The sequence below is a fragment of the Aquibaculum sediminis genome (assembly GCF_040712085.1).
In the GTDB taxonomy this organism is placed as follows: Bacteria; Pseudomonadota; Alphaproteobacteria; order Kiloniellales; family DSM-21159; genus Aquibaculum; species Aquibaculum sediminis.
Genome location: NZ_JBFCVK010000012.1, coordinates 1 through 24,158 on the forward strand (window position 1 = coordinate 1; position 24,158 = coordinate 24,158).

Consider the following 24,158-nt stretch of genomic DNA (forward strand, 5'->3'; position numbering starts at 1 on the left):
CTCGCTTCCATCGAGCGCTTCTGCCTGCGAAACTGCCCAGAGCAAGCCAATCAATGATTAGAACTTCTGAACCAGGACACTAGACCGGATCGCATTTAACCTGAACCACCTCGGGTTCAGATTAAATGCGTGAATCCGGTCTGATTTCTAAGGTGTAGAGCGGATTCACGCGTATCATTGGATCGCATAGCGATTCCAATTAAACGCGACCCGCTCTGAGGTCAGTCCAGGTAGCGCGTGCGCAGGTGCGCCAGGTAGATCTCCGGGTCGAGCGGGCGGCCGGTTGCCGTTTCGACCAGATCCTCCCATCCCAGCAGCGATGCCCGGGCGTGGATCTCGCGCCGCACCCAGGCGATCAGCGGTGTGAAGTCACCCCGACCCAGCGCCTCGGGAATCTCCGAATCCTTTTCCACGGCAGCCCGATACAGCTGGGCTGCGGTCATGGCGCCCAGGGTGTAGGTGGGGAAATAGCCGAAGGCGCCATCGTACCAATGGATGTCCTGCAGGCAGCCAAGACGATCGTCCGGCGGCACGGCACCGATCAGAGCCCTGGCCTGCTCCCGCCAGGCACCCGGCAGGTCGGCAAGCGGCAGATCGCCCGACAGCAGCGCCGGCTCGAGTTCGTAGCGCAGCAGCACATGCGCCGGATAGCTCACCTCATCGGCATCCACGCGGATGAAATCCCGCTCCACCCGGGTCGCCAGGCGATAGAGGTTCTCGGGGTCCCAGGCGGGGTCCGCGCCGAAATACTGCGCCAGCAGAGGCGCCAAGAAGGTCAGGAAGGCGCGGCCGCGGCAGGCCTGCATCTCGACCAACAGCGACTGGCTTTCGTGCACCGCCATGCCCCGCGCTTCGCCCACCGGCTGCAGCCGCCAGTCCCGGGGCAGTCCGGCCTCGTAGAGCGCGTGTCCCGTCTCGTGCAGCACCCCCATGATCGCGGAGCTGTAGTCCGCCTCGTCCCAGCGGGTCGTGATGCGCAGGTCGTCGGGGGTCCCGCCGGAAAAGGGATGCAAGGAGGTGTCGAGCCGCCCCTGATCGAAGGGGAAGCCCAGCCGCTCCATCAACTGCCGCGCCAGCGCCTCCTGCGCCGCTTGCGGGAAAGGCCCTTGCGGCACCAATGGCGTGGGACGCGCCGTCTGTGCAGCCAGGGCACCCTCGATCAGTTCCGGCAACGCCGCGCGCAGCGGCGCGAAGAGTTCGTCCACGCGCGCAGCCCGCAGACCCGGCTGATACTGCTCCAGCAGGGCGTCATAGGGCGTCAGGCCCAGGGCCTCGCCGCGCGCCGCCGCACTTTCGCGCACGCGGGCGATCACCTCGGCCAGGGCGGGACGGACAGCGGCAAAGTCGTCGTTCTTCCGGGCCTCGCGCCAGAGCATTTCGCAGCGGCGGCAGGCCTTGGTCAGGGCTTCCACCAGCTCCGGTGGAACGGCGGTGGCGCTGCGATGGCTGCGGATCATCTCGCCCAGATTGGCTGCCTGCCATTCGTCCAGCGGCTCCTGCTGCGCCTGCTCCAGCAAATCGCCGGTCTCGGGCGCGGTCAGCAACTCGTGCTGAAGCACCTCCAGAGCTGCGAGTTGCTCCGCGCGGGCACCACTGCCGCCCGACGGCATCATGGCGGCCATGTCCCAGTGCAGCATCGATTGTGCACCGGCGAGTGTCCCAATTCGCTTGAAGCGTTGCTGTAGAAGCTGATAGGCGGACATGGTCTTGAGTTCATCCTCGCTTTTGCGCCGCGATCAAACCGCAATCGCGGTCTACAGCATGGTCAACCCGGAGCCGCAATGAAACCCCGCCTCGACAAGCCTGTTGCCACCTTTTCCTTCGACCGGACCAAGAGCTGGTCTTTCATGATCATGCTGGCGGTACTGATGATGCTGGGCTTCGCTCGGATCGCCCAGAACGGCCTGGAAGGCGAATTGGGGGGCATCTTCATCCTGCTCATCATTCCCGGCCTGGCCATGTGGATGGTGGGCGCTGAAATGCGCATCAAGGGTCCGGTACTGATCATTGCCGAGGACGGGCTGGTCGATCGGCGCAGGGGGCCCGACGGCATCGCCTGGGAGGATGTGCAGGAGGCCACCATCAAGCGCCGGCTGCTCAGCCGCGGCATTCGCATCCAGCGCACCGATGGGGAGCGCTACGACATCGAGCTCAACATGATCAAGGCCAAGCCCCTGGAGGTGATGAAGCTCATTCAGGAGTGCGCCCACCGCGCGGTCGGCGATGGAACAGAACATAAATGACCAGCAGGGACGCAGCCATGGTGAACCAGAAAAGCGCGTACTGCAGGTGATTGTCCCGCAGTTCCGGCTCCGCGGGACGGGCCTGCGGCGGCGCCGGCAGTTCGCCGGGCTCGACCACGGCGTAGACTTCGGTGACGGGCTGAATCAGACCAGCGGCGGCCGCCATCGCCTCCAGGTCCGGCCAGAGCCAGCGATTGCCGGCCGGGTCGTTGACCGGACGCAGCCAGGCCGCCCACACCGGGCCGCCCCAACCGCCGCTGCGCGCCGTCGCCACGAGCTCTAGCGGGCCTTCCGGCTGGGCTGCACGGCGGCCGGCGGGATCCAGATCCGCTTCAGACAGCCAGCCGCGATCCAGAAGGATCTCCCGGCCATCCTCCAGGCGCAGCGGCGTGACCAGGTGATAGCCGTTCACGCCGTCGAGCGTGCGCGAGGCCCAATAGAGCTCCCGCTCGTGCAGCAGCGTGCCACTGAGCGCGAGGCGGCGGAACTCCAGCGCGTCGGGATCGATACGTTCCGGGAGCGGCACGGGCGGTTCGGCCTGCTGGGTCGCCAAGTCCGCGATCAGTTCGTGCTTCCACTCCCGCCGATCCAACTGCCAGGAGCCCAGGGCGAGCAGAATCGCCAGGGCCGGGAGCATGATCACCGTGGGCCAGAAACGCGGACGATAGGACATCACAGCTCCCAGATCAGGGGTCGTAGCGGGTGCTGCCGCTGTCGCTGGCCTTGTGGCGGTACTGCAGGGCGATCATCGTCGCCTTGAAGGGGCGCAGCATGGCAATGGCGCCACCCAGGATGACCACGCCCCAGAGCAGCGCATGCGCCCAAAGCGGCGGCGAGACCCAGGATTCCAGCAGCAGCGCCGACGGCACGACCAGAAAGCCCAGAATGAAGATGAGGAAAACGGCCGGTCCGTCGCCGCTGTCGGCGCTTTTCAGGTCCAGACCACAGCGTTCGCAGTGGTCCTGCACAGTCAGGAAGCCATCGAAAAGCCGCCCCTGCCCGCAGCGCGGGCAACGGCAGCTGAGTCCGGCGGCCAGAGGCGACACGCCGGCATGATGAGATGAAGTAGTCATGGTCAACGCGCACCCTGAAGGATTGCCCGCCAGCCGGGCAAGGGGCGGGTTGTCGCAGCCGGAATGGACAACAGCGCGCCGCGGGTCACGGGCGCGCTGTTGCGAGTCGGGAAGTTGGCTCTCCGCCTGAGGTCAAGACCAAAGGCGAAGAGAGAGACTTGGGATCAGACTGTAACGGCCCCGGCACCCCACCAGTAGATGGAGACGAAGAGGAAGAGCCAGACCACGTCCACGAAGTGCCAGTACCAGGCCGCGGCCTCGAAACCGAAGTGGTGGTTCGGCTTGAAGTGGCCGGCGTAGGCGCGGAACCAGCAGACCGCCAGGAAGATGGTGCCGACCAGCACATGGAAGCCGTGGAAACCGGTCGCCATGTAGAAGGTCGAGGAGTAGATGCCGTCGCGGAACCCGAAGGCGGCATGGGAATACTCATAGGCCTGCAGCGAGGTAAAGAGCACGCCCAGCAGCACCGTCAGGCCCAGGCCCTGCAGCGTGCCCTTGCGGTCGCCCTCACGCAGGGCGTGGTGCGCCCAGGTCACGGTGCAGCCCGACAGCAGCAGGATCAGGGTGTTGAGGAAGGGCAGATCGAAGGGATCGAAAGTGATCACGCCTTCCGGCGGCCAAACCCCGCCGGTCGCCGCGACCCGCTCCACCTGCTGCGCCTCCCCGAAGAAGAGCGCGGCGTCGAAGTAGGCCCAGAAGAAGGCGGCAAAGAACATCACCTCCGAGACGATGAACAGCAGCATGCCGTAACGCAGACCGAGCTGCACGATCGGGGTGTGATGCCCCTGCACCGTGGCTTCGCGCACCACCTGGCGCCACCAACCGAACATGGTGAAGATCACCATGAGGATGCCGAGGCCCAGGAGCCAGCTTCCGCCATCGTGCATGAAAATCACCATGCCGGTGGCCAGGACTCCTGCGGAAAGGGCGCCGATCAGCGGCCAGGGGCTGGGATCGACCAGATGATAGGGATGCTCAGGCTTGGCGTGTGTATCGCTCATGTTCTCTTCTTCCCCCAGGGTGCGGCCCGCGAGCCGCTCACTGCTCCTGCGTCAAGCTGTTTGACATCGGCACTAGGTGGCTCACCTGCTCCTCTGCCTCCTCCGCGTCCCAATCGTCAAGGTCGCGAAAGAAGGTATAGGACAGGGTGATGGTGTGCATATCCTCGAACTCGGGATCCTCGAGGATCGCCGGGTCGATATAGAAGCTGACCCCCATTTCCACGGATTCGCCACCTTCCAGCTTCTGCTCATCGAAGCAGAAGCATTGCACCTTGTGGAAATAGGGACCCGCCTTGAAGGGCGTCACGTTATAGATCGCGGTCCCCACGGTCGGCCGCGAGGCCTGGTTCTCGGCATGATAGACGGTCAGGTTCGGCTCACCGATCCGCACCACCATCTCTCGCTGCTCCGGCTTGAACGACCAGGGCAGGCGCCGGTTCACGTCCGCGTTGAAGCGCACCTTGATGGTTTCGGCATTGGCCGCATCGGGCGCGCGCTCGGCGACCTGCGTGGTGCCGCCATAGCCGGTCACGCGGCAGAAGAGATCGTAGAGCGGCACAGCGGCGAAGGTCAGGCCCACCATGCCCACCACAATGCTGCAGAGTACCAGCACGAGGCGGCCGTTGCGCCGATCCGTATGAGATGTGCGACGGTCGGACTCAGACATCTGCTTCACCCTCCCATACGGATGATGGTGACGAAGAAGACCAGCACGATAAAAGTGAGCAGCGCGAAAAGCAGGGCAAGATTCTTGCGGCGCTTGGCGCGGTGCACATCGGAACTGCCCGGTCTGCGACGGCGGTCATTGGGATCCCTGATCTCAGGCAAGACCAAGCCCCCCGATCAGCCCTTCACCGCGATCAACGATCAGCAAGGCGAAGAGGAGGAAAAGGTAGAGAATCGAGAAAGCAAAAAGCCGCTTCGCCGCCCGGTCGGTATCCGCACCGCTCGGCGCACGCACAACGGCCAGTGCGCCGGCGAGGAAGAGCAGACCCAGAACAAGAGCGGTGGCGCCATAGACCAGCCCGGCGGTGCCCAGCAGCGCCGGCGCCGGCGCCAGGGGCAGCAGCAGCAGGCTGTAGAGCAGGATCTGCCGCTTGGTGGCACCCTCCCCGGCCACCACCGGGAGCATCGGCACGCCCGCGCGGGCATAGTCGCCGCTGCGGTAGAGAGCCAGTGCCCAGAAGTGCGGCGGCGTCCAGAAGAAGATCAGGGCGAAAAGCAGCAGCGACTCGATCGACACGCCGCCGGTCACCGCGGCCCAGCCGATCATGGGCGGGAAAGCCCCGGCCGCCCCGCCGATGACGATGTTCTGCGGCGTGCGGCGCTTCAGCCAGATGGTATAGACGAAGACGTAGAAGAGATTGGCCAGCGCCAGCAGCGCCGCGGCGGTCCAGTTCAGCGCCAGACCCATCACCATGACGGAGAAGAACGACAGCACCACGCCGAAAGCCAGGGCCTCTTCGGGCGCCACGCGTCCCTGAACGATGGGCCGGGCCCGCGTGCGAGCCATGACCGCGTCGATGTCCCGGTCGTACCACATGTTGATGGCGCCGGCGCCACCGGCGGCCACCGCGATGCACAGCACGGCCACGGCCGCCAGGAAGGGATGCAGGTTGCCCGGCGCGACGAGCAGGCCGGCCAGGCCCGTGAAGACGACCAGGGACATAACACGCGGCTTGAGCAGCGCGATAAAGTCGCGCAGCTGTTCTTGCGTCTCTGTGGCCCTGTCGAGGGTCGCGTCGCTCAAACCTGACTCTCCTGATCCCAATGGTGCTTCGTCACCGGCCTCGGTAACGAGGGGCGGACCCTGACCGAAAGGCTAGGGCCCGCCCGCTGTCTCACTGCGCGCGGATCACTTGATCTGCGGCAGCTTGTCGAAGGTGTGGAACGGCGGCGGGGAGGAGACGGTCCACTCCAGTGTCGTCGCGCCCTCACCCCAGTAGTTGTCGGCCACCCGACGGCCCGAGGTGAGCACCCAGATCGTCATCCCGACGAAGAAGAGCGTCGAGGCGAATGACAGGTAGGCACCCAGGGAGGACACCAGGTTCCAGCCCTGATAGGCATCGGGGTAGTCGATGTAGCGGCGCGGCATGCCCTGTAGACCCAGGAAGTGCTGCGGGAAGAAGGTCAGGTTCACGCCGATGAAGGTGGTCCAGAAGTGGAGCTTACCGGCCCACTCGGGATAGGTCCGGCCGCTCATCTTGCCCATCCAGTAGTACATGGCACAGAAGATGCCGAAGACCGCGCCCAGGCTGAGCACGTAGTGAAAGTGGGCCACGACATAGTAGGTGTCGTGCAGCGCGATATCGATGCCGGCATTGGCCAGCACCACGCCGGTCACACCGCCGATGGTGAAGAGGAAGATGAAGCCCATCGCCCAGAGCATCGGCGTCTTGAACTGAATCGAGCCGCCCCACATGGTCGCAATCCAGCTGAAGATCTTGATGCCCGTGGGCACCGCGATGATCAGGGTTGCGGCGGTGAAGTAGGCCCGGGTGTTCACGTCGAGTCCGACGGTGAACATGTGATGCGCCCAGACGATGAAGCCGACGGCACCGATGGCCACCATGGCGTAGGCCATGCCCAAGTAGCCGAAGACCGGCTTCTTGGAGAAGGTCGAGACCACGTGGCTCACGATGCCGAAAGCCGGCAGGATCATGATGTAGACCTCGGGGTGACCGAAGAACCAGAAGAGGTGCTGGAACAGGATCGGGTCACCGCCGCCGGCCGGATCGAAGAAGGCTGTGCCGAAATTGCGGTCGGTCAGCAGCATGGTGATGGCACCACCGAGCACCGGCACCGCCAGCAGCAGCAGGAAGGCCGTCACCAGCATCGCCCAGACGAACAGCGGCATCTTGTGCAGCGTCATGCCCGGGGCGCGCATGTTGAAGATGGTGGTGATGAAGTTGATCGCGCCCAGGATCGAGGAGGCGCCTGCCAGATGCAGCGCAAAGATGGCCATGTCCACCGAGGCCCCGGGGTGCCCGAGATCGGCTGACAGTGGTGGGTAGATCGTCCAGCCCGTCCCGGCGCCTCCGCCCACGAAAGGCGAGGCCAGCAGCAGCAGAAAAGCCGGCACCAGCAGCCAGAAGGAGATGTTGTTCATCCGCGGGAAGGCCATGTCCGGCGCGCCGATCATCAGCGGCACGAACCAGTTGCCGAAGCCGCCGATCAAGGCCGGCATGACCACGAAGAAGACCATGATCAGGCCGTGCGCGGTGACGATGACGTTCCAGAGATGGCCGTCGGGATCGCCGGCGCTGGTCAGGAACTGGACGCCCGGATCCTGCAGCTCCATGCGCATGATCACGGAGAAGAGGCCGCCGATCAAACCGGCGATGACGGCGAAGATCAGATAGAGAGTCCCGATGTCCTTGTGGTTCGTGGAAAAGAACCAGCGGGCAATGAAGCCGGGCTTGTGGTCGTGGTGGTCGTCGTGTGCGTGCGAGGCGGTCGCCATCGTCGTTTATCCTCCGGCGAAAATCACTGGGCCGAGCGGGCGTCGGCGAGCTGGGTCGCGCGCGCCGGAGCCGTTGCGGGGGCTTCTGCATACTGCTCAGCCATCTCGTCGAGCCAGGCGTCATATTCGTCGCGCGGAACCGCGCGCACCTGGATCGGCATGTAGGCGTGACCGGTGCCGCAGAGTTCGGAGCACTGGCCGAAGTAGAGGCCCGGGGTGTTCACATTAAACCAGATCTCGTTGAGGCGCCCGGGGACAGCATCGACCTTCACGCCGAAGGACGGTACGGCAAAGGAGTGCAGCACGTCGCCGGCGGTTACCACCACGCGGATGTTGGTGTCCGTCGGGACCACGATCTCCTGATCCACACCCAGCAGGCGCGGCAGGCCGGCCTCAGCCGCCTCTTCGTCGGTCAGCATGAAGGAGTCGAACTGGAACGTTCCCTGGTCCGGGTGATCGTACTCATAGTTCCAGTACCACTGCATCCCGGTCGCCTTGATGGTGATCGCGGACTCCGGCACACGGTCGGAGGCGTAGAGCAGCCGGAACGAGGGCACGGCGATGATTACGAGGATCAGCACCGGAACGGTGGTCCAGACGATCTCGATCAGCGTGTTGTGCGTGGTCTTGGAGGGCGTCTTGTTGGCATCCTCGCGGAATCGCAGGATCACAAAGACCAAGAGCGCCAGCACAAACAACGTGATGGCGGTAATGATGATCAGCAGCAGATTGTGGAAATCATGCATCTGATCCTTGATCGGCGTGACCGACGGCTGGAAGCCCAGCCCCCAGTTCCGCGGCTCGCCGATAATCTCTTGAGCCAGGACCGGGGCGGCGCTAACCGCCGATACGAGGGCGACCAAAGCGGCGCCCAGGCGTGACATCAGCCTCATCATCCTTTTCCCGTCTCTCCTTTGCCGGACAGGACACCGCACCGAGCCCTCTCGGCAGTCATCCCTTCCGACCGTTCGCCCCCCTAGTGGGAACGGACGGCCCCCGCCTTTGTCGGCGCGCAACCTAGCCGAAGCGCTATTGCCCCTCAAGCGGCACGACGTCGCGCCTGACGCAATGCCCGCCGCCTGAAGCCTTCGCCGCAATTATAACGCCAAGCAGCACCCTGTGTCGGCTCATGCGACCTTGTGCCGCACTGCTGCTGCCAAGATCGCCGATCACTCCCGCACCCAGCGCGCCAGGCGGCGGCGCACCCGACGCATGGCGAGCCAGACCGCGCCCGCGACCAGGGGAATGGCCAGGCCGGGCGTGACCTCCACCGGCAGGGAGATGCCCAGGTCCTCGGCGGACTTGATGGCATAGGCAAGCAAACCGATGGCGTAGTAGGTGATGGCCGCCACCGACAGGCCTTCTACCGTTTCCTGCAAGGCGAGCTGCAGCCGTGCCCGACGGTCCATGGAGCCCAAAAGATCGCGATTCTGGGCCTCCAGTTGCACGTCGACGCGTGTGCGCAGCAGTTGGCCGGTGCGCGCCACCTGCCGGGACAGGCTTTCCAGCCGTTCGGCCACCGCTCGGCAGGTGCGCATTGCCGGGGACAGGCGACGGTCCATGAACTCACCGATGGTCTGCTGACCCTCGATGCGTTCCTCGCGCAGTTCGGCGATCCGTCGCTCGACCAGCGCCTGGTAGGCTCGGGCGGCGCCGAAGCGATAGGCGGTGGCGGCTGCAATCTGCTCGGTCTCGGCCGCGATCAGGGTCAGGCGATCCAGCAATTCGCGCTCGCTGTCCACACCGGGCGGCGCATCCTTATCGGGCAGCAGCGAATCGGAGGGTTTTGCCAAGGCCTGTGTCACCTCGGCCAGGCGCGACCCGATTCGCGTCAGCTCGCCCCCATGCTGGCGCGCCAGCGGCAGGGCCAGCAGGGCCATCATGCGATAGGTCTCGATCTCGAACAGCCGCTGCGCCAGGCGGCCCGCCTGCCGGGCACCCAGATGGCGGTCGAGCACCAGGACGCGCCCGAATCCGTCCTCGTTGATCGTGAAGTTCATCCAGACCTCGGCCGCCCCGCCCGCCACCATAGAGCCTGAAAAGGTGTCGCTGCCCAGCAGCACCCCCACGCCCTCGGGGTCGAGCTCCTGCCCGTCGGACGGGCGCAGCTCCAGATGAACCGCGGCCAGCACCCGACCGGGCAGACGCTGCAGCCACTCCTCCGGCACGCGCTCAATGGCGGTGTGTGCGAAGGGCGCTTGCGCAGACTTGTCCTGCCACCCCGCCTGCGAGTCCCCGGCGACGAAGAAGCCGTAGGTGGAGAATTCGGTATGGCGCTCCCAGCGCAGGCGAAAGCCGTCGAGCTCGACCAGGTGGAAATTGGCATCGGGGGCCGGGGGCGGCGCGTCGCGCGCCTCGCAGAAGGCCGCCAGCAAGCTGCGCTCGGCCTCCACGCCGTCCTCGCCGGTGTAGAGCGCCAGGTGGCTCGCCCGCTCCGGCGGCCGCAGGCGCATATAGGGACGGGCATGGACCTCGTCGGACAGCAGCCGGCGTTGCGGATGGTCCGGAACGTGCAGGCTCTGGCGCATGATCTCCCCCTTTTGGACGGCTCGACCGGCAGGGGTGGTCGATAAAGCCGCCGTCAATCTCTATATCAGGGGCAAACCCGCCACGCATCGCCGGAGACCACAGCCTGATGTCATTGCTCACCGAAACCGATTCGCTCTTCTTCTCCCGCAGCGGACTGGAGCGCAGCCGCCTGGAACAACAGGTGGCCGACGCGCTGCGCGGCGCCGACGATGGCGAGATCTTCCTGGAGTATCGCCAGTCGGAGGCGCTGGGCTGGGATGACGGGCGACTGAAGAGTGCGTCCTTCGACGCCGCCCAGGGCTTCGGCCTGCGCTCGGTGTCCGGCGAGGCCGCCGGCTACGCCCATTCCAGCGAGTTGAGCGAAGAGGCGGTGGGCCGCGCAGCCGAGGCGGTGGCCGCGGTGCATCGCGGCCGCGGCGGCAGCCTGGATCTGGCGCCCGCCGGCACCAACGCCCGGCTCTACAGCGACGACAACCCCATCTCGGCGCTGCCCTTCGAGCACAAGGTGAAGCTGCTGGAAGAGATCGATGCCTACGCCCGGGCACGCGACCCGCGGGTGCGGCAGGTTTCGGTGTCGCTGGCAGGCAGCTGGCAGGCAGTGCAGATCATCCGCCCCGACGGGGAGCGTCGGGCCGACATCCGGCCACTGGTCCGCCTCAATGTCTCGGTGGTCATGGAAGAGAACGGCCGCATGGAAAGCGGCAGCCACGGCAGCGGCGGACGCTTCGCCTATGAAAGCCTGATCGAGCCTGCCCACTGGCAGGCCAGCGTCGCCGAGGCAATCCGCCAGGCCGAGGTCAATCTGGGTTCGGTCGACGCACCCGCCGGGGAGATGCCGGTGCTGCTCGGCCCCGGCTGGCCCGGAATCCTGCTGCACGAGGCCATTGGCCACGGGCTTGAGGGCGACTTCAACCGCAAAAAGACCAGCGCCTTTGCCGGCCTGATGGGCCAGCGCGTGGCCGCGCCCGGCGTCACGGTGGTGGACGACGGCACCATCGCCGACCGCCGCGGCTCGCTCACCGTGGACGACGAGGGCACGCCCAGCCAGCGCACCGTGCTGATCGAAGACGGCATCCTCACCGGCTACATGCAGGACCGCCAGAACGCACGCCTCATGGGCATGCAGGCCACCGGCAATGGCCGCCGGCAGTCCTACGCCCACATCCCCATGCCGCGCATGACCAACACGGTGATGTTGGCCGGCGACCGCGAGCCCGAGGAACTGCTGCGCTCCATGAAGCGCGGGCTCTATGCCGTGAACTTCGGCGGCGGCCAGGTGGACATCACCAGCGGCAAGTTCACCTTCTCCTGCACCGAAGCCTACCTGGTGGAAGACGGCAAGATCGGTCCCGCGGTCAAGGGCGCCACACTGATCGGCAACGGCCCCGACGTGCTGACCAAGGTCACCGGCATCGGCAACGACATGACCCTGGACCCCGGCATCGGCACCTGCGGCAAGGACGGCCAAGGCGTCCCCGTCGGCGTCGGCCAACCCAGCCTCCTGGTCAGCGCCATCACCGTCGGTGGCACCGCGGCCTGAGATGGCTCAGCGGAAGGCGCCGCGCAGGATCTTCGAGATCACCACGAAGCTGTTGACCCGGAACCTTTGCGTCGCCGTCCGCCCGGTCGCAAAGGTGCGCCGGACCAGTTCCTGACGGGTGGTGCGATCCTGCATGGCGAAGCGTATGCCGAGATCCAGGCTGTCCTCACGTGCCCGGCTACGCACAACCTGGGCCGCAAGATTCGTGTGCCCATCAAGTTCCAGCGTGACCGGCACTCCGGCCCGGAAGAGCGCGGACAAAATGGGCTCCGAAAGGGTCAACCTGGCGCCGCTGAGCGAGAGATCACGCAGCGTGCAAGGAATGCCCAGGCCCTCGATCCGCAGGATGGCGCGTTGCGCCTGGTCAAAACGCTCCTCCCGACGGCGTCTGGGAATCTCCACGCAAGCAATCGCCGCCACCGCGAGAATGATGGTGTTGACGATCAGCCAGGACATGTTGATGAGCCGCACGTCCCCCTCGAGATAGGCGCGGTAGAACGGATTGGCTGCCAAAACCAGAACGACGACCGAAATGGCAAAGAGAAGCAGGATCGGTCTGAGCAGCGACCACTGGATGATCGTCTTGGTGCCGTAGACGCCCTTCTGCGTGACGTTGAACTTGTACTTCTTGTTGGTGAACAGACCCAGGAAGGAGGCATGGATCGCCACGGGCATGATCAGGATCTGGGTCAACTCGTTCATGATCGGCTGCAGCCGGCCTTCCGTGACCCAAGCCAGCACAACGATATGCAGCAGCAACCACGGCAGCAGAACAGCTAAGAGATCGGCTATGTTCGCATCGAAGACGGTTGCGCCCGTGAACCAGAATACCGCTGGGCACAAAAGAAGCAGATACCTCAGAAAAAACGATATTCCCCAATAGAATAAACTCTGTGTTATCGAAATCCTGTCAAGAATACCCAGATTATGTTTAAATGAAAATGGGTTATAGTACTTCCTGAATATCTGCATGAAGCCCAGGCACCAGCGGTGCCGTTGGGAGGCATACTCCCCCAGACTTTCGGGTGCGAGGCCGACGGACAGGCGCTCGTTGAGATAAGCCGTCTTGTGGCCCTGCTCCCGTAGCTTGAATGAAATGAGCATGTCTTCCGTCAGTGACTCGGTCGGGTGCCCCCCGATCGCATCGAGCGCCCGGGTGCGACCGATCCAGGACGTGCCGCAACAGAAAGCCGTGCCCCAGGCGTCGTGGGCCGGCATCAGGTCATCGAAGAAGAAACGCTGCTCGTCGGGCGCGTTGCCCGTCAGGCTCAGGTTCAGTTGGAGCGGGTCCGGGTTATAGAAGTGCTGCGGCGTTTGAACGATGGCGATCTCCGGATCGGTCACCGCGACCGCCACGGTGCGCCGGAGGAAGTTCGGCATCGCGACGAAGTCGGCGTCCAGTACGGCAATGAAATCGGGGTCCTCACCGCGCGCCCGGATCACCGCCAGGCCGTGATTCAAGTTTCCGGCCTTGGCCCCTTCGCTGGACTCTCGTTCGATGTAGCCGACAGCATGCTGCTCGCACAGGGCGCGCAGCCAGGGCCGACAGCCATCGTCTAGAACATAGACCCTGCAGTTTTCGTACTGCTGGCTCGTGGCGCCGATCAGCGTCTTCTCCAGCACCTCAGCCGGCTCATTGTAGGTGGCGATGAAAAGGGCAACGCTGGGCAGTGGGCGAGAGCGCAACAGCTCCTCGCCCCGATCCGCCTGCTCATGCCGCTGCCGGCGCCGCATGAGCCAGACATACATCAGGCACGCTGCGGCCAGACCAAGCATCTCGCCGGCGAAATAGACGTGGGACCAGAGACCTTCAAACGTCCAGGCGAAGTCCGGCAGCGAGTAATTGACCCGCCACCAAACATACCGCAACAGGGAAAGCATAACCAGAAACAGGACGATCACGCGCATGACGAGGGATGCGCGGGATCTTTCACGGCCGCCCGTCTTGTCTTGTCGAAATCCGACAAACAGAAGAATGCCGCCCAGCACCAGCAGGGCCGGTGCGACGACATAGAGCAGACTATTCATGGGATCTCGGAGCGCGCGCCGGCAAGGCGATCCGGCGTCCCCTGACCCACAGCGACCATTTCAGGATTGCGCGAAAGCCCCGCATCTAGCCGTCGCGTTCGGGCAGAGCCAGACGCAGGGATGAGCCGACCTCCGCCGCTTGAGGCAGACGGAGGCTTTCATTGGCGCCGCGCCCAAAGAGCCAGCGGAGCACATTGCCGACGGCCGAGGAGAGGCTGCGAAGATCGAGCCAGGCCCCGCCTCTGGGCATCAACTCCAGGCGCCCCGACACACCGATCCCGCAGGACAGGTCTTCCGGATGATCGAGGCGCACGATGGCGCCGTAGCCGTTGGCTGCCGCGCCGCGCCCGAAGGAGAGGGCCATGCGGCGGCTGTTATCGGTCGTTGCCCCGACCAGCGCATCCACCTGACCCGCCAGGCGCTTCGGCAGCCCTTCTTCGCGAGACGGGGTGAAGACGGCCGGCGTGCCAATCGACAGCTTTTCGAAGTCGGAGCGCACCAGCGTCGCGGTGACCACGACCGCTTCGCATACGGCGACATCGCCCAGCGACTCCCCGGCCGTGAGATAGCGGCCCTCATAGCCGCGCCACCAGACCCTGCCGACCGGTGCGACCAGCTCGGATTCCCGCCGCAGCTCCACAGCGAAACGTTCATGCGCGAGTTGTTCGTAGAGACTGCGCCGCTGAGCGCCCAACTCCTCCAGTTCCAACCGGGCCAGATCGGTTTCATACTCAAGGAGTTGAAGCCGCTGGCTGGCTTGTGGGCTTTCTGACCAGGTGTCCGTTACCAGCAAGCCCTTGGCCAAGGCCTCGCGTTCGACCTCCAGACCGACGCTGTTCGCCTGCCGCGCACGCTTCTCCTGCTCGGCGGCGCGCAGAACGTACCGGCTGCTCACCGCTTCGCGTTGACTGACTGCCCCCTGCTCTCCCAAACGCACAATACGCCGGCTCCTGTCCGAAGCATCGCGCCAGCGCGCGTCCAGCATTTCGATCTCAGCCTCGACCTCTTCCTGTCGCGCCTTGAGCACCTCGGATCGATAGGAAAGGTAGGCGTCGTTTACGTTTCGAAGTCGACCGATCTGATCCTCGGTTACGGCGATTCTGCGCTCGACCGCGCGCTCCCGCGCCTCGATATCGGCGATGCGGGTCTGCAGATCGAAGAGCGACCGCTCGTCTATGAGATTGTTGCGCACTCTGACACGATGGCCTGGTCCCACCATCTCCCCGGCTCGGGGGAGCGGCGCGGCAATCAAACCGTCGATCGGGGTGACGACGCCATGAAGCTCGGTATTGACGTTCGCCTCAGTGGCGATGGTTCGCACAATGTTCTGAAACACCGCATAGAAGGCCACCAGGATCAATGCGAGCCCGGCCAATATCTTCCAGTTCACGGAGGGCGTTCGCATACTTGTAAAGAGGCTTATCTAAATAGCTGCGGTCTGCTCTGAATGACAGTCCTGCTGGTCAGGGGGATAGGTGCAGCGCGCATCGAATCTGCCACCCTTTGCGCAGTTCTCGGACACAAGACCGTTTTCCCTGCGCCAAGCTGGGGGGTCAATGCGACAAATGCCCCAAAAGGCCCCAATCACCCCAGGCTATACAATTTAATACAATAAATAATGCGAACTACTCTCAAATCTTCTGGAGAAAGCCGGACAACCAGATCGTCATTTCACCCGCCCGGAATGCTCCTGCAAAGCGATGCCGCGCCGCCCTACCCCGCTGCCACGGCCTCGATTTCGACCAGGAATTCGGGGCTGGCGAGGCCGGCGACGATGAGCAGGGTGGAAGCGGGCTCGGCGTCGCCGATGAAGGCATCGCGCACGTCGCGGAAAAGCTGCAGGTCTTCGCGCCGGGTCAGATAGACATTGAAGCGCACCAGATGCTCCCAGCCCATGCCGGCCGAGCGCAGCAGCGATTCGATGTTGGTGAAGACGGCGTGCAACTGGGCTTCCGCGCCCTGAGCCACGCTTCCGTCAGGTAGAGTGCCGACCTGGCCCGAGAGGTAGAGCCAGCGCCGGCCCTCATCGACCTCCAGAGCCGGCGCGTAGCGCGCGGTGGGAGGTGAGGCGCCGGCGTGGCGCTTGTGCAGGGTCTTCGGCATGTCTCGCTCCCCCAGTTGGTCTAAGCCCAGTGGTCTGAGTGCTACTCGGCGGGCTGCTCGCCCGGTTTCGCCTGGCGCCGCTCTTCCGCCTCCAGCGCCTCGAGGTCCTGCGCCACGGCATTGCGCGAGCGGGTGAAGCCCGCCAGCAGATCATAGAGCACCGGCACGACGAAGAGCGTCAAGACCGAGGCGAAGAGCAGTCCGCCGATCACCACCACACCAATGGAAGCCCGGCTCTCGGCGCCGGCGCCCGTGGCCATGACCAGCGGCAGGGCACCAAAGACGGTGGAGATCGCGGTCATGAGGATGGGACGGAAGCGCAGTACTGAGCCTTCAACGATGGCCTCGCGCACGCTCATGCCTTCGTCGCGCAGCTGGTTGGCGAACTCGACGATCAGAATGCCGTTCTTAGCCAGCAGGCCGATCAGCAGAATCATACCGATCTGGCTGTAGATGTTGAGCGAGATGCCACTGAGCAGCAGGGCGCCCAGTGCTCCGGTGATGGCCAAAGGCACCACCAGCAGAATGATCAGCGGGTGGATCCAGCTTTCGAACTGCGCCGCCAGCACCAGGAAAACGATGAGCAGCGCGAGGGCGAAGGTGACATAGATCGCGCCGCTGGTCTCCATGAACTCCAGCGACTGGCCGAGATAGCCGAGCCGCGCCTCCGGCGGCAGTTCTTCCGCTGCCAAGTCCTGGATGAACGTCAGCGCCTGCCCCAGATCGTAGCCCTCGGCCAGGGAGGCGGTGATGGTGATCGACGGCAGGCGGTCGACGCGCGTCAGGCGCGGCGAGGCGCCCCGCTCCTCCACGGAGATCAGGCTCGACAGCGGCACGAGCTGGTCGTCGGAGGCGCGCAGGAAGATGTTCTCCAGATCGGCCGGGGTGGCCCGGTCGGCCGGATCGGCCTGGACGATGACGTCATACTCGCGCCCGCGATCGAGATAGCGGCCGACCACACGCGAGGCGATCATGGTCTCGACGGCGCGCGCCACCTCTTCGGAGTTTACACCCAGGTCGGCCGCGCGGCGCCGGTCGACCGAGACATCGAGCTGCGGCCGGTTCTCGTCATAGTCGGTGTCGACGTTGACCAGCCCCGGATTCTCCCCGGCCCGCTCAACCAGGCGGTCGGTCCAGCGTTTGATCTCATCGTAGTCGGCGCCGCTGACCACCACCTGCAGGGGCTGACGGAAGCTGGACTGGCCCAGTCCCGGCGGATTGACCGCGAAGGCGCGAATGCCCGGCACATTGCCCAGCATGGGGAAGATCTGCTGGGTGACGTCCTGCTGGCGCACCTCCCGCTCCTCCCAGGGCACCAGTCCAAGGATGGTGAAGGAGCGATTGCCGATGCCGCCAAAGCCCACAATGGTGAAGATGCGGTTGGCAAGCCCCTGTTCGCGGAACTGCTCGAGTTGCCCCTCGATGGCCTGGACGCTGCGATAGGTTTCCGCCGGCGTGGTGCCTTCGGCTGCGGTGCCAGGAATGATGATGACGCCGCGGTCCTCGGTGGGCGTCAACTCCTGGGGGAGATAGAGGAAAAGCTGGACGGCGGCCAGCGCGGCCACGAAGGCCAGCGCCAGCACCACGATTGGCAGCTTGAGCGACACCTGCAACGCGCGGCGATAACCGGCGGCAAGGCCGTTCAGGAAGCGCTCGGAACCGCGCACGAACATGTTGCCGCCACTCGTCGGCCGCAGCCACTTGGAGCAGAGCATGGGCGCGAGCGTCAGCGCGACCAGACTGGAGAAGATCACCGCCGCGGCCATGACGAAGCCGAACTCGGTAAAGAGCCGGCCCACGTTGCCTTCCATGAAGGCGATGGGCACGAAGACGGCGATGAGGGTCAGGGTGGTGGCGATCACGGCAAAGGCCACCTGCCGGGCCCCGCGATAGGCCGCCATCAAGGGCGGCTCGCCCTCGTCGATGCGCCGCTGGATGTTCTCCAGCATCACGATCGCGTCATCCACCACCAGGCCGACGGCAAGGATCAGCGCCAGCAGCGTCAGCACGTTAATCGAGAAGCCCGCCGGCGCCATGATGATGAAGGCGCCGATGATGGATACCGGGATGGTGAAGGCCGGGATCGCCGTCGCACGGATCGACCGCAGGAAGAGAAAGATGACGACGATGACCAGGGCCACGGCGATGCCAAGCGAGATCATCACCTCGCGCACGGCGGCGCGCACGAAAACCGATTCGTCGTAGCTGCGGGTGATCGAAACGCCTGCTGGAAGGTTCTCCTCGATCAGGTCCAATTCGGCCTGCACCCGGTCCGAGACCTCGATGACGTTGGCATTCGACTGGCGAATGATGCCAAGCCCCACGGCCTGCTGCCCATCGGCACGCAGGATGGTGCGCTCGCTCTCCACGCCGCGCTCCACCCGGGCCACCTCACCCAGGCGCACCTGATAGTCCGGCGTGCGCGCCACCACGATCTCGGCGAACTCCTCGGCCGTGGCCAGCCGTGTCGAGGTGCGCACCGTCAGTTCCCGCGTCACCGATTCGATGCGCCCGGCAGGAAGCTCGAGGTTGTTCTGGCGCAGCGCGCTTTCGATGTCGGCAATGGTCAGGTTGCGCGCGGCCATGGCCTGGCGGTCGAGCCAGATGCGCATGGCATAGCGCCGCTCACCGCCGATGTTGATGCTGGCCACGCCCTCAAGCACCGACAGGCGATCCACCAGGTAGCGCCGGGCATAGTCGGTCAGTTCCGACGGCTCCATGCGCTCGCTGGTCAGCGAGAGCCACAGCATGGGACGCGCATCGGCATCGGCCTTGCGCACGATGGGCGCGTCAGCCTGGTCCGGCAGGCGGTTGAGAACGCGTCCGATGGCGTCGCGCACATCGTTGGCTGCAACGTCGACGTCGCGATTGAGATTGAAGTTGATGGTGATGAATCCGCGCCCGTCGCGGCTTTCAGAGGTGATGTAGCGGATGCCTTCGACCGTGGCGATGGCGTCTTCGATGACCTCCACCACCTCGCTCTCAATCACCTGGGGCGAGGCTCCGGTGTACTCCACGCGGATGGAGACGATGGGCGGATCGATGTTGGGGTTCTCGCGGACCGCCAGCTGCATGAAGGAGGCGATCCCCAGCACGACGATCAGCAGACTCAGAACCGTGGCCAGCACCGGCCGCTTGATGGAGACGTCGGAGAGGACCATTGCGCCCGGGCCTCAGACGCCGGCCGCCGCGCCGGGGGCCTGCTCATCCCCATCGACGATGCGCACCTCCATGCCGTCGCCCAGGCGCTGCAGGCCCAAAACGGCCACGGCTTCGCCGGGCGCCAGGCCGTCGCGTATTTCCACTTCGCCATGCAGCCGCTGGCCCATGGTGACGGCCCGCCGCTCCGCCCGCTCGTCGGCGATCACGAAGACGTAGCTGTCGCTGCCTTCATTGACCAGCGCTGCCTCCGGCACCAGGACGGCCTCATCGTTCGCGTCCACGGTAAGAGACACACCCATGAACATGCCCGGCCGCAAACGCCGATCGGAATTCGCCAACTCCGCCTGAACCCGAAGCGACCGGGTCACACTGTCCACCCGGGTGTCGATCCGGGTCACCCGACCGATGATCGGTTGTCCGGGAAAGGCGGAACTGTTCGCCTCCACCGCCAGGCCCGGCTCAAGGGCGGACAGGAAGCGCTCGGGTACCGAGAAGTCCAGTCGCAGGGAAGAAATGTCGTCGAGAGTCGTGACGCGTTGCTGCGGCTGGACGAAGGCGCCGCGGCTGATCTCGCGCAATCCAAGCACGCCATCGAAGGGCGCCCTGATCTCCTTGTCATCCAGCGCGGCCTGCAGGGCCGCCACCCGCGCGTCCGCCGCAGCGAGGCCGGCACGCAGTTCATCGACCCGCGCCTGGGCGACATTCTGGGACTGCAGGAGGCGATTGGCGCGTTGCAGTTGGCTGGCGACGTCATTGCGCAAGGCCTGGGCCTCGCGAAGCTGCGCGGCCTCGCGCTCCTTGTCGATTTCGACCAGGAGCTGGTCCTCCTCGACCTGCTCGCCTTCCTCGAAGTGGATCGCGACAACCCGTCCGGCCACCGGCGCCACCACTTCCACAGCTTCGCGCGCCCGAGTCGTGCCCACGCTTTCCACCCGCAACACCACACGCCCGCTGCGCGCTTCGGCCACCGCCACAGGCACCGCAGCCGACCCCCCCGGGCGCGACTCCTCGCGTGCCGCAGGCTCGCCCAGAGCCTGCCAGGCGGCATAGGCGCCGGCCGCGATCGCCAGAACGATCGCCAATTGCAAGAGAGTCCGCTTCATGATCACCTTAATATCATCGCCGCGTTGATACTACGCCGCGAAGGGCTCACTCCATCCCCAGCGATCGGGACCAGGTCGCGCGAAGCTGCGACAGCACTGATCCACAATCTCTTCTACGTACTTGCCCGCCGGAGAGATCACAGGGTCACGTGGTCGCCCGGAATAGGAAGCCCCGGACACACAACCGACTGGAAAAACGCCTGCTTTCCCGGCACACTTGCCGTGGCGCAACCTACAGCAGACCGCCGGGGAGTGGAATAGAAAGCGCAATGCTTCAACGAGCGATTCTTTCAGCATTACTCACTTTGACCCTGGCAATGGCCACTCCGGCGCTTGCCGACCTGCCGCGGCCGCCGGGCCCGAAACCGGCACAGATCGGACTGTCGCAGCCGGCAGCACTGAGCGCGCTGCCCGAGGCCCCTCTGCGCAATGGCGCACACACGGAACCGCTGGCCGACTACGTTCTGGTGGACAAGACCGAGCGCGTTCTCTCCCTCTTTGCCGAGGGGGAGGAGATCGCGCGCTTTCCCATCCAGCTCGGCAAGGAGCCAACAGGTCACAAGCTGCGCGAGGGCGACAACCGCACACCGGAAGGCCTCTACCACATCGACTGGCGCAATCCCGACAGTGCCTTCTTTCTCTCGCTGCGCGTTTCCTATCCCAACAGCGAGGACCGGGCCCGCGCCGAGGCCGAAGGGGTGAGCCCGGGCGGCATGATCATGCTGCACGGCATGCCCAACGACGTGGAGTACCGCCGCGAGGTCTGGGATGAAGACAACTGGACCAACGGCTGCATCGCCCTGCGTGATCATCACATCGCCGAGGTCTGGGACCGGGTGGCGGTGGGCACACCCATCGAGATTCGCCCCTGATGCGACATGTGCGTCCTGCGCACAGCACTGTAGTTTTTGACGCTGCCTCAATCGCTCTCTAACATCAGCGCCCCGCCGTCGTCGTGAGACGGCCAGGGCAATGAATAGGGGAGCGACGATGGGCGACGGCAAGGCACGGACCCTGGCACAGGATGCACTGGACTTTCACACACAGGGCCGGCCCGGCAAGCTGGAGGTCACGCCGACCAAGCCGCTGACCACGCAGCGCGACCTCTCGCTCGCTTACTCCCCTGGTGTGGCCGAACCCTGTCTGCGGATCGCCGAGGACCCCGCCACGGCTTACGACTACACGGTCAAAGGCAACCTCGTGGCCGTCATCTCCAACGGCACGGCGGTGCTGGGCCTGGGCAACCTGGGCGCGCTGGCCTCGAAGCCGGTGATGGAGGGCAAGTCCGTCCTCTTCAAGCGCTTCGCCGACGTGGACGGCATCGACCTCGAGGTGTCCACCGAGGATGTGGATGAGTTCGTCAACTGCGTGCGCTTTCTCGGCGCGACCTTCGGCGGCATCAATCTCGAGGACATCAAAGCGCCGGAGTGTTTCATCATCGAGGAGCGGCTGAAGGAGCTGCTCGACATTCCGGTCTTCCACGATGACCAGCACGGCACCGCGATCATCGCCGTCGCCGGCATCATCAATGCCCTGCACCTGACGGGTCGCGAACTGGCTGGCGCACGCATGGTGATCAACGGCGCCGGCTCCGCGGGCATCGCCTGCGCCGAACTGGTCAAGGCCATGGGCATGCGCCCGGAGAACGTGACCGTCTGCGACACCAAGGGCGTGATCTACCGTGGCCGCACCAGCGGCATGAACCAGTGGAAGTCGGCGCACGCGGTGGAAACCGAGGCGCGCAGCCTCGCCGATGCCCTGGAGGGCGCGGATATCTTCTTCGGCCTTTCGGCCAAGGGCGCCATGACCCGCGAGATGGTGGCCTCCATGGCCGACAATCCCATCATCTTCGCCATGGCCAACCCCGATCCGGAAATCACGCCCGAGGAGGTGGCCGAGGTCCGCAACGATGCGATCATGGCCACCGGGCGCTCCGACTATCCCAACCAGGTCAACAACGTCCTGGGCTTCCCCTACATCTTCCGCGGTGCGCTGGACGTGCGCGCCTCGACCATCAATATGGAGATGAAGATCGCTGCCGCCGAGGCGTTGGCCGCGCTGGCGCGCGAGGATGTGCCGGACGAGGTGGACAAGGCCTATGCCGGGCGCCGCCTGCGCTACGGCCGAGAGTACATCATCCCCGCCCCCTTCGACCCGCGCCTGATCGTCGCCGTGCCCAAGGCCGTGGCCCAGGCCGCGGTGGACAGCGGGGTCGCGCGCAAACCGATTGAGGACATGCGCGCCTACGAGCAGCAGCTTTCCGCCCGGCTCGACCCCACGGCGGCAAGCCTGCAGTCGATCTTCGAGAAGGTGCGGCGCTCGCCGCGGCGCATCGTCTTCGCCGAGGGCGAGGAAGAGAAAACCATCCGGGCGGCCCTGGCCTACCACAATGCCGGGCTGGGCAAGCCGATCCTCATCGGCCGCGAGGAGCCGATCCGCGCGACCATGGAGGCGCTCGGCGTCTCCGGAGACTTTGCCGAGATCGCCAACGCGGCGATCGGCAACCACCGCGAACGCTATACCGAGTACCTCTACAACAGGTTGAACCGGAAGGGCTCGCTCTATCGCGACTGCGTGCGCATGGTGAACCAGAACCGCAACATATTCGCCGCCTGCATGGTCGCCTGTGGCGAGGCAGACGCCCTGGTCACCGGCCTGACGCGGAACTTCAACGTCGCCTACGAGGACGTGACCCGGGCCATCGACGCCAAGCCGGGCCGCCAGGTCTTCGGCCTCAACATGCTGCTGCACCGCGGCGGCACGCTCTTTATTGCCGACACGCAGATCCACGAGCTGCCATCGGCGGAGATGATCGCCGACATCGCCGAGCAGACGGCGGAGTTCGCCCGTGGCATGGGGCACGAGCCGCGGGTGGCGCTGCTCTCCTTCTCCAGCTTCGGCAACCCGCCGCGCGAACGGGCAATGCGGGTGCGCGAGGCCATCGCCGTGCTGGATTCCCGCGCGCCGGACTTCGAGTACGACGGGGAGATGCAGGCCGGCGTGGCCCTGAACCACGGGCTGATGCAGGAGCTCTATCCCTTCTGCCGTCTCTCGGGACCGGCGAACGTGCTGGTGATGCCGGCCTTGCATGCCGCCAACATCTCCACCCAGATGATGCAGGAGCTGGGCGCCGGGACCATGATCGGGCCGCTGCTCAACGGTCTCGCCTGCCCGGCCCAGATCGTCGGACTCGGCTCGACGGTCGGCGACCTGGTCAATGCCGCCGCCCTCGCTGGATACGGCGCCTTGTCCGACCGCCTCGGCTGAGCTTCGGCCGCGCCGCTTACCCCCAAAGCCTGCGCGGTTGACAGGCCCCGCTTGCCTGCCTTCCATGGCGGGGAATTTTGCGGCGGGAAAGGCACGACGGCATGAAGGTTATCGGGCTGGCGGGATGGAGCGGCGCGGGCAAGACCACCCTGGTCTGCAAGCTGATCCCGGCGTTGCGGCGGCGCGGCGTGTCGATTTCCACCATCAAGCACGCCCATCACGCCTTCGACGTGGACAAGCCCGGCAAGGATTCCTACGAGCATCGCGCCGCCGGTGCCACGGAGGTGCTGGTCTCCTCGGGCAAGCGCTGGGCGCTGATGCATGAGTTGCGCGAGGAGGCCGAGCCGACGGTGGAGGAACTGCTGGGACGGCTCAGCCCGGTGGACCTCGCGATCATCGAGGGCTTCAAGCGCGAGGGGCACGACAAGCTCGAGGTCTGGCGCCGCTCGATCGACAAGCCGCTGCTGGCCGGCGAGGACCCGCGCGTCGTGGCGATCTGCAGCGACGGGCCGGTGCCGGAAGCCGCCGAGCTGCCCGGCGGCCCGAGGCCGGTGCTTGACCTGAACGACGTGGATGCCATCGCCGACTTCATCCTCGCCCACTGCGGGCTGGAGGCGAAGGTGGCTCAGCGGGAAGAGGCCTGAGC

The 24,158-nt window shown here is 65.4% G+C and carries 20 protein-coding genes; 5 read left to right on the forward strand and 15 right to left on the reverse strand.

The window, feature by feature from the left end; all coding sequences use genetic code 11:
- Positions 1 to 221: 221 nt before the first annotated feature.
- On the reverse strand, positions 222 to 1,703 hold the full coding sequence (locus tag ABZ720_RS16310; protein ID WP_366556588.1) for a carboxypeptidase M32: 1,482 nt from the start codon (positions 1,701 to 1,703) through the stop codon (positions 222 to 224).
- Positions 1,704 to 1,781: 78 nt separating this feature from the next.
- Here ABZ720_RS16310 and ABZ720_RS16315 point away from each other — a divergent pair, with 78 nt between their 5' ends.
- Positions 1,782 to 2,243, forward strand: a complete 462-nt coding sequence (locus tag ABZ720_RS16315; RefSeq protein ID WP_366556589.1) for a hypothetical protein — start codon at positions 1,782 to 1,784, stop codon at positions 2,241 to 2,243.
- Here ABZ720_RS16315 and ABZ720_RS16320 read toward each other — a convergent pair.
- The 9 genes from ABZ720_RS16320 to ABZ720_RS16360 all read right to left on the reverse strand — a co-directional run bounded on the left by ABZ720_RS16320 (position 2,191) and on the right by ABZ720_RS16360 (position 10,308).
- Positions 2,191 to 2,916 (reverse strand): SURF1 family protein, encoded by a 726-nt coding sequence (locus tag ABZ720_RS16320; protein WP_366556590.1) that lies wholly within the window; start codon positions 2,914 to 2,916, stop codon positions 2,191 to 2,193. The genes ABZ720_RS16315 and ABZ720_RS16320 overlap by 53 nt on opposite strands.
- A gap of 13 nt (positions 2,917 to 2,929) precedes the next feature.
- Positions 2,930 to 3,316: a DUF983 domain-containing protein gene (locus tag ABZ720_RS16325; protein ID WP_366556591.1), complete on the reverse strand. Its 387-nt coding sequence runs from the start codon at positions 3,314 to 3,316 to the stop codon at positions 2,930 to 2,932.
- Positions 3,317 to 3,480: 164 nt separating this feature from the next.
- The gene (locus ABZ720_RS16330; RefSeq protein WP_366556592.1) at positions 3,481 to 4,317 is read right to left on the reverse strand and encodes a cytochrome c oxidase subunit 3; all 837 of its coding nucleotides are present in this window, start codon (positions 4,315 to 4,317) and stop codon (positions 3,481 to 3,483) included.
- Between the two features lie 37 nt (positions 4,318 to 4,354).
- Positions 4,355 to 4,984, reverse strand: coding sequence for a cytochrome c oxidase assembly protein (locus ABZ720_RS16335; RefSeq protein ID WP_366556593.1), 630 nt, complete (start codon positions 4,982 to 4,984; stop codon positions 4,355 to 4,357).
- 5 nt (positions 4,985 to 4,989) lie between these two features.
- The gene (locus ABZ720_RS16340) at positions 4,990 to 5,145 is read right to left on the reverse strand and encodes a hypothetical protein (protein ID WP_366556594.1); all 156 of its coding nucleotides are present in this window, start codon (positions 5,143 to 5,145) and stop codon (positions 4,990 to 4,992) included.
- Positions 5,138 to 6,067: a heme o synthase gene (locus tag ABZ720_RS16345; RefSeq protein ID WP_366556595.1), complete on the reverse strand. Its 930-nt coding sequence runs from the start codon at positions 6,065 to 6,067 to the stop codon at positions 5,138 to 5,140. Before ABZ720_RS16345 ends, ABZ720_RS16340 begins: the two co-directional genes overlap by 8 nt.
- Before the next feature lie 105 nt (positions 6,068 to 6,172).
- Positions 6,173 to 7,780 carry a cytochrome c oxidase subunit I gene (ctaD, locus tag ABZ720_RS16350; protein WP_366556596.1) on the reverse strand — a complete coding sequence of 536 codons (1,608 nt, stop codon included), beginning with the start codon at positions 7,778 to 7,780 and terminating at the stop codon, positions 6,173 to 6,175.
- Between the two features lie 23 nt (positions 7,781 to 7,803).
- Positions 7,804 to 8,676: a cytochrome c oxidase subunit II gene (coxB, locus tag ABZ720_RS16355; protein WP_366556597.1), complete on the reverse strand. Its 873-nt coding sequence runs from the start codon at positions 8,674 to 8,676 to the stop codon at positions 7,804 to 7,806.
- A gap of 273 nt (positions 8,677 to 8,949) precedes the next feature.
- Positions 8,950 to 10,308, reverse strand: coding sequence for a DUF3422 family protein (locus tag ABZ720_RS16360; protein ID WP_366556598.1), 1,359 nt, complete (start codon positions 10,306 to 10,308; stop codon positions 8,950 to 8,952).
- A gap of 107 nt (positions 10,309 to 10,415) precedes the next feature.
- Between ABZ720_RS16360 and tldD the strand changes: the two genes are divergently transcribed.
- A complete protein-coding gene (tldD, locus tag ABZ720_RS16365) occupies positions 10,416 to 11,849 on the forward strand; it encodes a metalloprotease TldD (protein WP_366556599.1) in 1,434 nt (477 codons plus the stop codon).
- Between the two features lie 6 nt (positions 11,850 to 11,855).
- On the opposite strand, the gene ABZ720_RS16370 is transcribed toward tldD, so the two are convergent.
- The 5 genes from ABZ720_RS16370 to ABZ720_RS16390 all read right to left on the reverse strand — a co-directional run bounded on the left by ABZ720_RS16370 (position 11,856) and on the right by ABZ720_RS16390 (position 20,245).
- The gene (locus ABZ720_RS16370) at positions 11,856 to 13,877 is read right to left on the reverse strand and encodes a glycosyltransferase (protein WP_366556600.1); all 2,022 of its coding nucleotides are present in this window, start codon (positions 13,875 to 13,877) and stop codon (positions 11,856 to 11,858) included.
- An 85-nt stretch (positions 13,878 to 13,962) separates the two neighbouring features.
- Positions 13,963 to 15,267, reverse strand: coding sequence for an HlyD family secretion protein (locus ABZ720_RS16375; RefSeq protein WP_366556601.1), 1,305 nt, complete (start codon positions 15,265 to 15,267; stop codon positions 13,963 to 13,965).
- Between the two features lie 323 nt (positions 15,268 to 15,590).
- On the reverse strand, positions 15,591 to 15,980 hold the full coding sequence (locus tag ABZ720_RS16380) for a RidA family protein (RefSeq protein WP_366556602.1): 390 nt from the start codon (positions 15,978 to 15,980) through the stop codon (positions 15,591 to 15,593).
- A gap of 41 nt (positions 15,981 to 16,021) precedes the next feature.
- Positions 16,022 to 19,141 (reverse strand): efflux RND transporter permease subunit, encoded by a 3,120-nt coding sequence (locus ABZ720_RS16385; protein ID WP_366556603.1) that lies wholly within the window; start codon positions 19,139 to 19,141, stop codon positions 16,022 to 16,024.
- Between the two features lie 12 nt (positions 19,142 to 19,153).
- Positions 19,154 to 20,245, reverse strand: a complete 1,092-nt coding sequence (locus tag ABZ720_RS16390; RefSeq protein ID WP_366556604.1) for an efflux RND transporter periplasmic adaptor subunit — start codon at positions 20,243 to 20,245, stop codon at positions 19,154 to 19,156.
- 269 nt (positions 20,246 to 20,514) lie between these two features.
- Between ABZ720_RS16390 and ABZ720_RS16395 the strand changes: the two genes are divergently transcribed.
- From ABZ720_RS16395 to mobB, 3 genes are all read left to right on the forward strand, one after another.
- Entirely contained in the window at positions 20,515 to 21,117 is a 603-nt protein-coding gene (locus tag ABZ720_RS16395) for a L,D-transpeptidase family protein (protein ID WP_366556605.1), read from the forward strand.
- Between the two features lie 118 nt (positions 21,118 to 21,235).
- On the forward strand, positions 21,236 to 23,512 hold the full coding sequence (locus tag ABZ720_RS16400; RefSeq protein ID WP_366556606.1) for an NADP-dependent malic enzyme: 2,277 nt from the start codon (positions 21,236 to 21,238) through the stop codon (positions 23,510 to 23,512).
- 101 nt (positions 23,513 to 23,613) lie between these two features.
- Positions 23,614 to 24,156 (forward strand): molybdopterin-guanine dinucleotide biosynthesis protein B, encoded by a 543-nt coding sequence (gene mobB, locus ABZ720_RS16405; protein WP_366556607.1) that lies wholly within the window; start codon positions 23,614 to 23,616, stop codon positions 24,154 to 24,156.
- Positions 24,157 to 24,158: the final 2 nt, after the last annotated feature.

Excerpts from the sequence above, each read along its gene's own strand:
- ABZ720_RS16310 (WP_366556588.1), bottom strand. The coding sequence starts at position 1,703 with ATGTCCGCCTATCAGCTTCTACAGCAACGCTTCAAGCGAATTGGGACA.
- ABZ720_RS16315 (WP_366556589.1), top strand. The coding sequence starts at position 1,782 with ATGAAACCCCGCCTCGACAAGCCTGTTGCCACCTTTTCCTTCGACCGG.
- ABZ720_RS16320 (WP_366556590.1), bottom strand. The coding sequence starts at position 2,916 with ATGTCCTATCGTCCGCGTTTCTGGCCCACGGTGATCATGCTCCCGGCC.
- ABZ720_RS16325 (WP_366556591.1), bottom strand. The coding sequence starts at position 3,316 with ATGACTACTTCATCTCATCATGCCGGCGTGTCGCCTCTGGCCGCCGGA.
- ABZ720_RS16330 (WP_366556592.1), bottom strand. The coding sequence starts at position 4,317 with ATGAGCGATACACACGCCAAGCCTGAGCATCCCTATCATCTGGTCGAT.
- ABZ720_RS16335 (WP_366556593.1), bottom strand. The coding sequence starts at position 4,984 with ATGTCTGAGTCCGACCGTCGCACATCTCATACGGATCGGCGCAACGGC.
- ctaD (WP_366556596.1), bottom strand. The coding sequence starts at position 7,780 with ATGGCGACCGCCTCGCACGCACACGACGACCACCACGACCACAAGCCC.
- coxB (WP_366556597.1), bottom strand. The coding sequence starts at position 8,676 with ATGATGAGGCTGATGTCACGCCTGGGCGCCGCTTTGGTCGCCCTCGTA.
- ABZ720_RS16360 (WP_366556598.1), bottom strand. The coding sequence starts at position 10,308 with ATGCGCCAGAGCCTGCACGTTCCGGACCATCCGCAACGCCGGCTGCTG.
- tldD (WP_366556599.1), top strand. The coding sequence starts at position 10,416 with ATGTCATTGCTCACCGAAACCGATTCGCTCTTCTTCTCCCGCAGCGGA.
- ABZ720_RS16370 (WP_366556600.1), bottom strand. The coding sequence starts at position 13,877 with ATGAATAGTCTGCTCTATGTCGTCGCACCGGCCCTGCTGGTGCTGGGC.
- ABZ720_RS16380 (WP_366556602.1), bottom strand. The coding sequence starts at position 15,980 with ATGCCGAAGACCCTGCACAAGCGCCACGCCGGCGCCTCACCTCCCACC.
- ABZ720_RS16385 (WP_366556603.1), bottom strand. The coding sequence starts at position 19,141 with ATGGTCCTCTCCGACGTCTCCATCAAGCGGCCGGTGCTGGCCACGGTT.
- ABZ720_RS16390 (WP_366556604.1), bottom strand. The coding sequence starts at position 20,245 with ATGAAGCGGACTCTCTTGCAATTGGCGATCGTTCTGGCGATCGCGGCC.
- ABZ720_RS16395 (WP_366556605.1), top strand. The coding sequence starts at position 20,515 with ATGCTTCAACGAGCGATTCTTTCAGCATTACTCACTTTGACCCTGGCA.
- ABZ720_RS16400 (WP_366556606.1), top strand. The coding sequence starts at position 21,236 with ATGGGCGACGGCAAGGCACGGACCCTGGCACAGGATGCACTGGACTTT.
- mobB (WP_366556607.1), top strand. The coding sequence starts at position 23,614 with ATGAAGGTTATCGGGCTGGCGGGATGGAGCGGCGCGGGCAAGACCACC.